General features: G+C 44.5%; 10 protein-coding genes. 8 read left to right on the top strand and 2 right to left on the bottom strand.

Annotated elements, in window-relative coordinates; translation table 11 throughout:
* Positions 1 to 9: 9 nt before the first annotated feature.
* Complete coding sequence (locus G460_RS0110080) at positions 10 to 879, top strand: lysylphosphatidylglycerol synthase transmembrane domain-containing protein (RefSeq protein ID WP_245578722.1); 870 nt, start codon at positions 10 to 12, stop codon at positions 877 to 879.
* A gap of 8 nt (positions 880 to 887) precedes the next feature.
* Here G460_RS0110080 and G460_RS21745 read toward each other — a convergent pair whose 3' ends face one another.
* Both G460_RS21745 and G460_RS0110090 read right to left on the bottom strand, forming a co-directional pair.
* Positions 888 to 2,666, bottom strand: coding sequence for an alpha-amylase family protein (locus G460_RS21745; protein ID WP_035464295.1), 1,779 nt, complete (start codon positions 2,664 to 2,666; stop codon positions 888 to 890).
* Positions 2,667 to 2,717: 51 nt separating this feature from the next.
* The gene (locus tag G460_RS0110090; RefSeq protein WP_026955239.1) at positions 2,718 to 4,007 is read right to left on the bottom strand and encodes a M20/M25/M40 family metallo-hydrolase; all 1,290 of its coding nucleotides are present in this window, start codon (positions 4,005 to 4,007) and stop codon (positions 2,718 to 2,720) included.
* A gap of 246 nt (positions 4,008 to 4,253) precedes the next feature.
* Between G460_RS0110090 and G460_RS0110095 the strand changes: the two genes are divergently transcribed.
* The 7 genes from G460_RS0110095 to G460_RS0110125 all read left to right on the top strand — a co-directional run bounded on the left by G460_RS0110095 (position 4,254) and on the right by G460_RS0110125 (position 12,253).
* On the top strand, positions 4,254 to 5,960 hold the full coding sequence (locus tag G460_RS0110095) for a GMC oxidoreductase (protein ID WP_026955240.1): 1,707 nt from the start codon (positions 4,254 to 4,256) through the stop codon (positions 5,958 to 5,960).
* A gap of 3 nt (positions 5,961 to 5,963) precedes the next feature.
* Positions 5,964 to 6,557, top strand: coding sequence for a gluconate 2-dehydrogenase subunit 3 family protein (locus tag G460_RS0110100; RefSeq protein ID WP_026955241.1), 594 nt, complete (start codon positions 5,964 to 5,966; stop codon positions 6,555 to 6,557).
* Between the two features lie 169 nt (positions 6,558 to 6,726).
* Positions 6,727 to 7,068 (top strand): response regulator transcription factor, encoded by a 342-nt coding sequence (locus G460_RS0110105; RefSeq protein WP_026955242.1) that lies wholly within the window; start codon positions 6,727 to 6,729, stop codon positions 7,066 to 7,068.
* A 24-nt stretch (positions 7,069 to 7,092) separates the two neighbouring features.
* On the top strand, positions 7,093 to 8,487 hold the full coding sequence (locus tag G460_RS0110110) for a sigma-54-dependent transcriptional regulator (protein ID WP_035464296.1): 1,395 nt from the start codon (positions 7,093 to 7,095) through the stop codon (positions 8,485 to 8,487).
* A gap of 22 nt (positions 8,488 to 8,509) precedes the next feature.
* Entirely contained in the window at positions 8,510 to 10,330 is a 1,821-nt protein-coding gene (locus tag G460_RS21750; protein ID WP_051316002.1) for a sensor histidine kinase, read from the top strand.
* A 16-nt stretch (positions 10,331 to 10,346) separates the two neighbouring features.
* Entirely contained in the window at positions 10,347 to 10,796 is a 450-nt protein-coding gene (locus tag G460_RS0110120) for a response regulator (protein WP_026955244.1), read from the top strand.
* A 5-nt stretch (positions 10,797 to 10,801) separates the two neighbouring features.
* Complete coding sequence (locus G460_RS0110125) at positions 10,802 to 12,253, top strand: ATP-binding response regulator (protein WP_026955245.1); 1,452 nt, start codon at positions 10,802 to 10,804, stop codon at positions 12,251 to 12,253.
* Positions 12,254 to 12,296: the final 43 nt, after the last annotated feature.

Raw genomic sequence — 12,296 nt, forward strand, 5'->3', positions numbered from 1 at the left:
CAAGGCGGTTTGAAAAAGAAAATCCAGACATTACTCAAGCTGGTCTTGACAGGTCTGGCGTTGTATCTCGTATTTCGAAAAATTGATACAGGAGAACTGCTTGAGCTGCTTAAAGCAGCCAATTTTATCTGGTTTGTTCCTGCCATTCTTCTGTTTGTCTTCAGCAAAGTAGCTACGGCTTTTCGCCTTAACCTGTATTTCAGAAATATCGGCTTGGTCATATCTGAGCTGCAAAACTGGAAGCTGTACCTGATCGGTATGTTTTACAATCTCTTTCTTCCTGGAGGGATCGGAGGGGACGGTTACAAGGTGTATCTGCTACACAAAGAATATCAGACTCCTGTCAAAAAACTGATTCAGGCAGCCTTATTGGATAGGTTAGGAGGCTTGATTTCCATTGTTTTTCTGATGTTCGGGTTTTTTCTGCTGGTGGACATCGCCATTCCTTGGATGGAAAGCAACTGGTGGAATGGACTCATGGTGGCTGGGATCGTCTTGACTTTTCCTGCCTTTTGGCTGATGCAAAAACTGATGTTCAAAGACTTTATGCCTTCTTTCTGGCCGGCCATGCTATGGTCTTTTGCCGGACAGATCGCACAGCTTTTTTGCGTGTGGTTTATCCTTTTGGCACTGGGGATAGAGCAGCAGATCATGGCCTATCAATTGGTGTTTTTACTCTCATCGATTGTTTCCATTCTTCCTCTGACGATCGGAGGGGTAGGTGCTCGGGAGTTGGTTTTCGTTTACGCCCATACTTATGCAGGTATTGATGAGGCGGCAGCAGTGGCTTTCAGTATGATCTTTTTCGTGATCACGGCCTTGGTCTCTCTTTGCGGAGCTTTCATAAAGGTAGACTTCTCAGAGCAAAAGGCGGTCTAGGAGCCTATTCAGGAGATTAGAAATGCTGCAGATTCCCAAGGGCCCAATTCCAGGTTCAGTTCTGCGCCAGACTCCCATACTTTCAATAGGGTGTTTTTTTTGCCAAACATGACCTCGCGGATTTCTCTTTCTCCCAATGGTAAATGCCAGGCATCGAGCAAGTCTGGAGGAAGCTTCAAGGTAGTGCTGATGCGCTGATATTCATCGAAATTGGTGCAGATGACGAGTTTTTCGGACTGGGTCCATCTGGCAAATGAAAACTGCCTGTGGCTATAGCCAGGGCTGGAAGCTCGGTTGAAAGCATGCAGATCAGCATACTCTCCCATCAAAGCTTCGTGGTTTAAGGTGAAATTGAGTATTTCGGAATAGTAGTTTCGCAGTGCCTTCTCATTGTCTGACAGCCTACCTCCGTCAAATTTACCCTCATTCATCCATTTTTGATGTTGTGGCACGCCGATATAGTCAAATATCGAAGTGCGACTGGGATCTCCAAATCCGGCCTTTTCAGCCGCAGGTTCAGCTACCTCTTGCCCAAAGTAAATCATCACGGGAGAGGTGGAAACTGTCGCCGAAACCACCATGGCAGGAAGTGCCTTCCACGGATTCCCAGCAAAATCAGGACTGGCAATCCGTTGCTCGTCGTGGTTTTCCAAAAAACGAAGCAAATGATGCTCGATGTCTCTTTGAGAATCCAGCAGAGAAGGAAGTACATCTGTCGAGCCATGACCTTGGAGGATATATTTCAACGTGTCATAAAGCTCTACCTTGTCATAGAGGTAATCCATTTTTCCTTTGAAAATATAGTCTCTGTAAAGTGCGGGCTTGTACACTTCTGCCATCAGAAAAGCATCTGGCTTTTTGTTTTTGATATGAGAGTTGAGGTAGGACCAAAACTCTACTGGGACCATCTCCACCATGTCGAAGCGGAAGCCGTCTAGTTGTTTTTCCAACCAAAAGAGAGCGATGTCTCGGAATTTCACCCACGAGTCTGGGACATCTTTTCCTTGCCAAAAATCCAAATGAGTCTTCCAATCCCAGGAATCAGAAGTTTCTGGCAGCTCGTCAAAATCTTTGCTTCCATCGGGCCGGATGCCATAGTTGATTTTTACAGTTTCAAACCAGTCGTCGAAGTCAGGACGAGCTAGTCGGGAACCGTTTCCGGTCCATTTGGCGGGGAACTCGTCGAATTTTCCATCTGAAAGGGCATGTTTTTCTCCTCCCAGTGGGCGATAGTTGTTTTTTGGAGTTGGTACTTCAAATGCCTCTTCTGGGATATAGTAGAAATTATTATGCTTGGAATAAGCTACAGATTTGTCGTCCTGAGCTCCAAAATCTTCCACGCCCTCCGGGTTGTTTTTGCCAAGGTAGTGTCTGGAGATGTGATTGGGCACTATGTCAATGATGACTTTCATCCCTTTTCGATGAGTTCTCTGGATCAAATCTTCAAACTCTTCCATCCTCTTGGTCACATCGACAGCCAGATCAGGGTTGACTTGATAATAGTCGCGCACAGCGTAGGGAGATCCTGCTCTTCCCTTGATTACATCGGGATCATCTGATTCAATTTCGATCTCAGGAAAATCCCCGATGACACCATGATGAGGTACACCAGTATACCAGATGTGGGTGATGCCTAGTTTTCGGATTTCCTCAAGTGCTAGGTCCGTAAAGTCAGCGAATTTGCCTACTCCATTTTCTTCTTTGGTTCCCCAAGGTCTGTTGGTCGTATTTGTGTTGCCAAAGAGTCGGGTGAAAACCTGATAGATGATAGCTTTGGTAGTCAGCATGGAGTTGTAATGCTAAATGAAATAAGAGTTGGTATTGGGGGATATGAGGCTCTAGCGAGTGAGTCGGTATAGCAGAATGGTGTTTCTTTTGATCAAATCGGGAAATTGCTTCATATTGATCGTTTCACCAGGGGCATGGGCTCCAGACCCAGAAGCGCCCAGGCCATCCAAGCAGTCTAGGTATTGGGCTACAAAAGAAATATCTCCCGCTCCTCTACTGCCCGGATCTCCAGTTTGGACTTCCCCCAGTCCCATTTCTAAACTGACTTGGTTGAGGATCTTTGCCAACTCGTAGTTTCCTTCAGAGGGCTCCATCGATGGGAGTCCGTCTTTGAAGGTGATCTCTGCTTCAGTTTGGTTGAGGTGATTGGCTACAATTTCTTTCATTTTTGCTCTGGCGTTTTCTTTTTGAGCTTCTCCCAAAAACCTTAGATCCCCAGTGACGAAGGCTTCCCGGGCCACTATGTTGGTTTTGCCGAGAGCTTCCCCTTTTCCTGAGACTTCATCAAAGGAGATATCGGACCCGCCGATAAACTGGCCGGGATTGAAAGTGAGGTATTGTTCGCCTGCCAACTCTTCCCTGAATTCATCCAAAATTCTGGCTGCTTCATAGATAGCTCCAAAACCTACATTTTCCCTAAAGACATCACTGGAGTGAGACTGCTTGCCTGATGTTTTCAAAGTCCAGCCACTCGCTCCTCTTCTTGCTACGGTGACGGTGCTGAAACCCTGAGCTGTTTCGTAGGCCAAAGCGATATCATGAGTTTTGGCACGGGCAATGAAGTCTTTGCGGGAGAGTCCTACATCACCGGAGCTTTCCTCGTCTCCGTTGAAATAAACGGTGATAGTTTGATCGTCCAAAAGGCCCAATTGATGAAGTGCTTTGAGACTGGCTAAAGCCAAAACATCTCCACCTTTCATGTCATTAGCACCTTGTCCGGTCGCGGTGGAGTCATTGAGCCAAGTGAATGGCGTGAAGGGCATGTCCTTTTCGAAAACCGTATCCAGATGGCCGATGATGAATATTTTCTTGCCTTGGGTTCCTTTTCTACTGGCGACTAAATGACCTGCTCTGTTTACTTCTTCGGGTACATCGACCCATTCCGTCTCAAATCCAATTTTTTGAAATTCCCGAGCAAAAACGTCGCCCACTTTTCGCACGCCTTCTTTATTGAGAGAACCCGAGTTGATGTTGATCACTTCTTCTAAAAGAGCGATTGTTTCCTGATAGTTTTTGTCGACTAGTTCCAGGAGTTTTTTCTCAGTATCGCTGAGCTGTTGCTGTGCGGAAGAGACGCTGCAAATCCATGAAAAGACTAGCAATAGGTAGGTTTTTTTCATAGAAGGAAAATAGGTGAAAAAATGGCTGATGGCAAGGTCAAAGTGGGATAAATCTTCAGCAGCATGAACTGGGGGCATTTGTGTTCTTACTCCATCCACTGATTCGGCAGATGAAGAGCATTTAATGAGATGGATCTTTCAAAAAAATAAAATCCGATGAGACTTTAATTCGGTTTCTTTCAGAGGAATGAGGGCTGAATGCTCGGAAAAATCCCTAATATTAAGGTTCTAATAAACCTATTACAAATGGCCAATTTTAATATTGATGCAGATAAAAACCTGACCTATGATGCGATTGTGATCGGATCCGGGATCAGCGGAGGATGGGCTGCCAAGGAGCTTTGCGAAGCAGGATTTAAAACGCTGGTGCTTGAGCGGGGCAGAATTGTGGAGCATGTGGTGGATTATCCCACGATGAATCTGGACCCCTGGGATCATGAGTTGAGGGGGGGATTGACACCTGAGCAAAAAGCCAAGCATCCACAAGGAGGAAGATCAGGTTTTATCGGCGCATTTAATGAGCATTTTCATGCCAATGATCTGGAGAATCCCTACACGGAAGTGAAGCCCTTTATGTGGGTGAGAGCTCATCAGATGGGTGGTCGCTCCCTGCTCTGGGGCAAGCAGACTTATCGCTGGTCAGACTTGGATTTTGAAGCAAATGCAAAAGATGGCCATGGCGTCGATTGGCCGATTAGATATCAGGATATTGAGCCGTGGTATACACATGTGGAGAAGTTTGCCGGTATCAGTGGTGAAGCACTCGGTCTTCCCCAATTGCCAGACTCACATTTTTTGCCTCCAATGGAGCTGAATTGTGTCGAAAAACAAGTGAAGTCCCGAATTGAGAAAGATTTTCCGGGCAGAAATATGATCATCGGAAGAGTGGCACATTTGACGCAGCCGCTGAATGGTCGTGGACAGTGCCAATCCCGAAATAGATGTGACAGAGGATGTCCTTATGGAGCTTATTTTTCAAGCAATGCAGTGACGCTGCCTGCGGCGAATGCCACCGGAAATTTGACGATTAGACCCTATTCTATCGTTCAATCCATTCTATATGATGAGCAAAAAGGGAAAGCTTCTGGATTACGGATCATCGATTCGGAGACCGGAGAAGACATTGAGTACAAAGCAAAGATTGTCTTTGTAAATGCATCTACATTGAGTACCACTCAGATTTTGCTCAATTCTACGTCTAATAGATTTCCGGATGGACTGGGTAATGATTCCGGCGAGTTGGGACACAACTTAATGGATCATACCTATCGAATCGGTGCGATGGGTACGGTAGAGGGATTTGAAGATCAATACTACAAAGGTCGCAGACCCAACGGTATCTACATTCCCCGCTATGTCAATCTCAAAGATGGCCCGCAAAGCGACAAGTTTGTGAGAGGTTACGGATTTCAAGGAGGAGGCTATCGTCATGGATGGGGAGCTGGAAGCAACCAAGAAGGTTTTGGTGGTGACTTCAAGGATGGATTGATGACTCCAGGGGCTTGGGAGTTTTTCATCACTGGATTTGCAGAATGTCTCCCAAGTCATCAAAACAAAGTCTATCTGAATCATGATGTGTTGGACAAATGGGGACAACCTACCTTGAGTATCGATGCAGAGTGGGGACCAAATGAACTTGCTCTTAACGAACAAATCCGTATCGACGCTAGAGAGATGCTGGAAAAATCAGGATTGAAGGATATCATAGACTTTGATAATAAGCACGAAATGGGCTATGGAATCCATGAAATGGGGACAGCGAGGATGGGCAAAGATCCTAAGACCTCGGTATTAAATGGGACCAATCAGGTGCACTCCTGCAAGAATGTATTCGTGACAGATGGAGCCTGCATGACATCGTCCTCTTGTGTCAACCCTTCCCTGACATACATGGCGCTCACTGCCCGGGCTGCCAATCATGCCGTATCCGAACTTAAAAAACAAAATCTCTAAGCCATGAATAGAAGAGAAGCACTTAAAAGATCAGTTTTAGGACTTGGGGCTGCCGTAGGAGCACCAGCGATGCTAGGGATCCTTCAGTCATGCGCTCAAGAGGATCGCTTGTCATGGAGCCCGGAGTTTCTCAATGAGGAGCAGGCTAATTTTATATCTTCTTTTGTAGATTTTCTCCTGCCCAAAACCGAAACTCCAGGAGGATTGGATGTCAAAGCGGACATTTTTATAGACCGGATGTATGCAAGGACATATAGTGAAGAGGCTCAAAAAGGAGTCGTACAGGAAATCGAAAAATTCAATACGGAGTGCAAGTCCAACTATGGAGATGTTTTTGCAAAGCTGAGTGCAGAGGACAAAGCTTCCTGTTTTGCAGCCCATGAAGCAGCATCACCAAAATTCCCCAAAAATGTCTGGGGTACATCCGTAGGGCCCAGTGAGCCAGTAGGATTTTATCGGGGGATGAAATCGATGGTGCTATGGGCATATTTCAGTTCAGAAGAGGTCGGCGAAAACGTATTGAACTACGATCCGATTCCTGGGCCGTATCAAGGCTGTATTCCACTTTCAGACGTCGGAAAGACCTGGAGTCTGTAGAGTTTGCTTCTGATTTTTAGACTGAGGGATTGAGATGTGTGGAAATTTTTCCACACTAAGTCGGGGATTAATTTCTACACTTTTGGTAAAAAAGTGGTCTTCTGACTCGCTATCAGGATGGCATGAAATTCATTATAAATGGGCATAATACGATAATAGACCGAACTTAATGAATGCACTGATTATAGATGATGAAGAGGACTTGTGCCGGCTGCTTTCATTTCAATTGATCTCTTTGGGGATTCCCAATGAATTTGTGAACACAATCAAAGATGCCAAGAAGAAATTTAGCGGAAATACATACCAATTAATATTCCTTGATTTAAACCTTACTGATGGAAGCGGGTTTGAAATGTTGGATTACATTAAAACCTTTCCAAAAAACCAAACGGTGATTGTGATCAGCGCCTATGATTCTGAGCGAAAAAAGGTGCTGGAGCATGGAGCCGACCATTTCTTACCCAAACCATTCAGCAAGAAAAAAATAGCAGAGCTCATCCAAGCTCTTTAACTTACTCTTATTAAGCCCCCAGCTATGAATCAAAAAATCTTAGTAATAGATGATGATCAGGACCTATGCAAGGTTCTTTCTAACTTTTTAAAAAAATCCTCCTACGATGTAGAGGTGGTCTACAAGGCAGAAGATGGCCTCAAGCTGCTTCGAAACGAATCTTTTGATTTGATTCTGTGCGATTATCGCTTGCCGGATATGACAGGTGTCGAGGCGCTTCAGCGGATCAAAGTGCTCTGCCCAGAGGCCGCAGTCATCATTATCACAGGATATAGTGATGTACAGACTGCTGTAGAGACGTTTCGATATGGAGCCAATGACTATGTGACCAAACCTCTTTATCCGGATGAATTATTGGTGACAGTCAAAGAAACCATCCAGAAAAATCAGGAGAAAAACAGCATCAGATCTGGAGAGGCCCCACCAAAGACGGAAAAGAAATCCGTAACTGGAGATTCAAAGAAGTTTATTTTTGGATCGAGCAAGGCTTCCAAAACAGTACAGGAGCATATTGATCTCATCGGGCCTACTGATATGTCTGTGTTGGTGATCGGAGAGACGGGGACAGGAAAGGAGTTTGTGTCCAACTCGATCCACAACAAAAGTGATCGAGCCGGTAAGCCCTTTATAGCCATTGATTGTGGCGCTTTGCCTAAAGAATTGGCAGGGTCGGAGCTCTTTGGTCATATGAAAGGTTCTTTCACAGGAGCTATTTCCGATAAGCCGGGTAGTTTTGAGCTTGCCAATGGAGGAACGATTTTCTTGGATGAAATAGGAAATCTAAGCTATGAGAATCAGGTGAAGCTGTTGCGGGTCATTCAGGAGAGAAAAATCAAGCGGATCGGCGGTCAAAAAGATATTTCCATCGATGTGAGGATCATTGCAGCCACAAATGAAAACCTGAATGAGGCGATCAAAAATGGGGAATTTAGAGAGGATCTCTATCATCGGATCAATGAATTCAAAATCACTCTTCTTCCCTTGCGTGAGCGCAAAAACGACATCACACTATTTGCAGAACACTTTTTGGAACTGGCAAATACAGCTTTGAAAAAATCTGTCAAGGGCTTTTCCGACGAGGTTTTACATCATTTTCTCAATTATCAATGGTACGGCAATCTGCGTGAGCTCAATAACGTCGTCAAGCGAGCTGTCCTGCTTACTCAAGGAGATTTTGTGGAAGAGAGTGCCTTGCCGGACGAAATTACCCGTCCGAGGCTGACTCAAACAGTGGCTATTCAAGAAGAAAAAGATGGCAATCAGACTCTGAAAGCAGCGTCGGAGGAAGCGGAAAAAGAAGCGATTCTTCATGCTTTGGAAGCCAGTCGCTACAATAAGTCCAAAGCAGCGGAACTGCTGGAGATCGACCGAAAGACACTTTACAATAAGCTGAAACAGTATAACATCCAGGATTATTAATATCCTACGCCATCCGAATATTATGAATTTAAAAAGTCTCAGGATCCTTTTTTCCCTGATCATAGGAGGACTGATTGTATTGTGTATCTGGACATACTGGAACCTCAATAACTACGTCAAATCTGTAGAAAAAGTCAGGGAATCCAATCTTACGACCCAGACGCTGACAGAGATTCTATCTTTGATCAAGGATGCCGAAACAGGCCATCGTGGCTACCAGCTAAGTGATGAGGAGTCATATCTGGAGCCTTATTTTGAAGCTAAAAGTCAGATCCCACCACATCTTAATCTTCTGGACAGTATTACCTCCGGGCAGGAGGCGATCGCCGAAAAAGTAGATCGATTCAGAGATCTGGTCGAAGGACAAATGGAGATCATCGAGCAGATTTTGGGTGCTGTCAAAAGAGAGACGCCTATTCTTCAGCCCGAAGAATTGACCCTTTTGGCCTCGGGGAAGGATAATATGGACCAGATCAGAAGACTGGCAGAGGATATTACTGAGATCGATCGATCGCTGACATTGGAAGAGCTACAGGATGAGGGGAGTTTCAAAAAACTGACACCTATCAATCTATTGGTGATAGCGCTGATCGCTTTTGGAGGGGTTTTGTTATTGTTCAGCCGTGCTGTACAGCTCTTGGAAGAGCGGGATAAAAAATCTAAAAATCTCGCTAAAGCCATGGATCATTTGGAAGAGGCGACACAGCAAAACAAGCAGGTTAGCAATTTGCTGAGAAATGTGCTCGATAGCTCCAGAGACGGTATTATGGCGCTGAAAGCGATCAGGGATGAGCAGGGAGCAATCCAGGATTTTGAATACATTCTAGTCAATGAGTCTTCGACATTCATGACCAAAAGAGATGCGGAGCAGCTTGTCGGCAAAAGGCTGTTGGAGGTGTTTCCTGGCAATAAAGGATTCTTATTCAATGAGTATAAGAAAGTTACCCAGAAAGGTCGGGATTTTCAGTCCGAGATTGAATATGACTTGGATGGGAAATTGACTTGGTTTAAAGTCTTGGCGACAAAGTTTGAGGACGGATTTGTGGTGACATTTTCTGATATCACCAAGGAAAAGGAAACCGGTATCAAGCTGGCCAATTATACCCAAGAGCTCAAGCGGTCCAATGAGGATTTGGAGCAGTTTGCCTATGTGGCATCTCATGATTTGCAGGAACCTTTGCGCAAAATCCGCTCTTTTGGAGATCGGCTTTTGACCAAGTACCGGGATGATCTCGATGATATGGGTCAAAACTATATCGACCGGATGCAGGTGGCTGCACAGCGAATGCAGAATTTGATCGAAGATTTGCTGGCATTTTCCAGAATTACCAGGAGTAGTGAGCTCCCGGGCAAAGTAGATTTGCACAAGGTGTTTGATGAAATCCAAGAAGATCTGTTTGATCAGATATCTCGCAAAGAGGCTACAGTGGAAGTCGAAAAGATCCCTGCCGTTTTGGGTGTGAAAAGTCAGATTCAGCGTATGTTCCAAAATCTGGTGAGCAATGCCATTAAATTTTCTAAGCCAGATGAGTTGCCTTTGATCCGGATAACCGGCAAAAAGCTAGATGCAATGGCTGTTTCAGAAAAATATGCTTTCAAACCCAAGTATGAGACGTATATCGAAGTGACTGTCGCAGATAATGGGATCGGCTTCAATGAACGCTACAGTGAGCAAATTTTCAACGTTTTTCAGCGTCTTCATGGCAAAAATGAATTTGAAGGGACAGGAATAGGACTGGCGATATGTAAGAAAATCGCCACTCATCATGGAGGGGAGATACTCGCGAAAAGTAAAGAAGGAAAAGGGTCAGAATTTATAGTTATCTTACCAGCAAGTAGCTAATCAATCTCACTACCCTATGAATGCTAAAATAAACAGTAAAGTGACAATCCTGATGGCGGATGATGATCCGGATGATCAGATTCTTTTGCAGGAGGCTCTTCGCGAAAACAACATTCCCAATTCCGTCTTTTTCGTGGAAAATGGTGAGGAGTTGATCGAGTTTCTAACCAAAAAAGGAAAATTTGAAGGAAAGGAACACATCAATCCTGGCCTCATCTTGCTAGACCTCAATATGCCAAAAATGGACGGGCGGCAAGCTTTGAAGCTGTTGAAAGCAGATCCAATTCTCAAAAAAATCCCGATCATCGTGCTCACCACATCCAGAGCAGACAATGACATTCTCGAATGCTATGACTTGGGAGTGAATTCCTTTATCTCCAAACCGGTGAATTTTCATGACCTGGTGGAGGTGACACGTGAAATCAGCAATTATTGGTTGGGAACTGTATCCCTGCCGGAAAATTAAGTTGAATGCCTTTTAAAGATGCCAAAATACTCCTGATCGAGGATGATGAAGACGATGCGTTCTTGATCAGGGAGTATCTTACAGATATCAAGAATTTTCGTTTTTCACTGGACTGGGAGCCTAATCCCAAGGTCGGGAAAGAAAAAATTTTACACGGAGAGTATGACTTGTTTTTGATCGACTTCTATCTGGGCGAGGAGACTGGTTTGGCATTGATAGATTTCATTCAGAAGCAGGGGATCTTCACTCCGGCGATCTTGCTCACAGGTAGAAATGACTCTCAGGTAGATATCGATGCCAGTCGGGCTGGTGCTTTTGACTATTTGGTCAAAGGAGAATTGACTCCCGATACGCTGGAGAGATCTATCAGATATACTGTCAGGCAAGGGAATATCATCCGCGAACTGGATGAAAAAGAGAAACGCTACAGGTCGCTATTTGAGCGATCATTCGATGGGATTTTTTTAGCAAGTGAAGAGTTTGACCTTCTAGAGGTGAACCAGTCGCTTCTGGATTTTTTTGGGTACCAAGAAGACGAAGTCGAAAACTTGCCCTTGAGTTCGATATTTGCCGATCAGGAAGATTACGAATATGTGATCCAGCAGCTTCGTGAGAAAGAAGTCGTCAAGGATTTTGAAGTGACCTTGAAAACTAAAGATCAAGAGGTCAAAATATGTCTTTTCAATTGTATTTTCATCGCTGATCAGGCTGATAATTATTGCTGTTATCAAGGGATCATCAGAGATCTGACGCTTTGGAAAAAGGCAGAATTGGATATGATGGTAGCCGAAAAGCTATCCATGACAGGGAAACTTGCCAGGACTATTGCGCATGAAATCCGAAATCCATTGACCAATCTCAACCTAGCTTTGGATAGTTTGAAGGATGAAGTAGATCCGGAAAATGAAAGTCTAAACACCTACACCCAGATTATACAGAGAAGCTCCAATAGGATAGAGACGCTCATAGGAGATTTGTTGAGCTCTTCCAAGCCGAAAGAACTTCAGCTGGAACTGGTGTCCGTAAACGATATTTTGGGAGATGTCCTGGAGCTAGTGAAAGACCGGGCAAATCTAAAAGGAATCAAAATCGATCAAAAGTTGGCCGAATCACTTCCTAGAATTTTTGTCGATCGAGAAAAGCTTTCCATTGCTCTGGTCAATATCCTGATCAATGGGATAGAAGCGATCCTGCACGAGCAAGGAGTGCTGGGGGTAGAAACAAAGATTCAGGACAATTCTATTTTTGTGGTTATCCAGGACAATGGCGCAGGGATCGAAAAAGAAGACCTGAAAAAGATTTTTGATCCGTTCTATACCAATAAGTCCAACGGCACGGGACTCGGGCTCACCTCGACGCTTAATATCCTGTCCAGTCACAATGCTGGCATTCAGGTCAAAAGTAAAGTCGGAAAAGGGACTACGTTTGAGATCGAGTTTCCCCTTCCTGAGATGTAATAAAAAAAGGCTATTTCAAATTTGAAATAGCCTTAATTCTTTC

Origin of the sequence: Algoriphagus vanfongensis DSM 17529, assembly GCF_000429465.1 — a bacterium.
In the GTDB taxonomy this organism is placed as follows: domain Bacteria; phylum Bacteroidota; class Bacteroidia; order Cytophagales; family Cyclobacteriaceae; genus Algoriphagus; species Algoriphagus vanfongensis.

What these genes read in the sequence shown, in the direction of transcription:
- G460_RS21745 (WP_035464295.1), bottom strand. Translation starts at nt 2,666, where the DNA reads ATGCTGACTACCAAAGCTATCATCTATCAGGTTTTCACCCGACTCTTT.
- G460_RS0110090 (WP_026955239.1), bottom strand. Translation starts at nt 4,007, where the DNA reads ATGAAAAAAACCTACCTATTGCTAGTCTTTTCATGGATTTGCAGCGTC.
- G460_RS0110095 (WP_026955240.1), top strand. Translation starts at nt 4,254, where the DNA reads ATGGCCAATTTTAATATTGATGCAGATAAAAACCTGACCTATGATGCG.
- G460_RS0110100 (WP_026955241.1), top strand. Translation starts at nt 5,964, where the DNA reads ATGAATAGAAGAGAAGCACTTAAAAGATCAGTTTTAGGACTTGGGGCT.
- G460_RS0110105 (WP_026955242.1), top strand. Translation starts at nt 6,727, where the DNA reads ATGAATGCACTGATTATAGATGATGAAGAGGACTTGTGCCGGCTGCTT.
- G460_RS0110110 (WP_035464296.1), top strand. Translation starts at nt 7,093, where the DNA reads ATGAATCAAAAAATCTTAGTAATAGATGATGATCAGGACCTATGCAAG.
- G460_RS21750 (WP_051316002.1), top strand. Translation starts at nt 8,510, where the DNA reads ATGAATTTAAAAAGTCTCAGGATCCTTTTTTCCCTGATCATAGGAGGA.
- G460_RS0110120 (WP_026955244.1), top strand. Translation starts at nt 10,347, where the DNA reads ATGAATGCTAAAATAAACAGTAAAGTGACAATCCTGATGGCGGATGAT.
- G460_RS0110125 (WP_026955245.1), top strand. Translation starts at nt 10,802, where the DNA reads ATGCCTTTTAAAGATGCCAAAATACTCCTGATCGAGGATGATGAAGAC.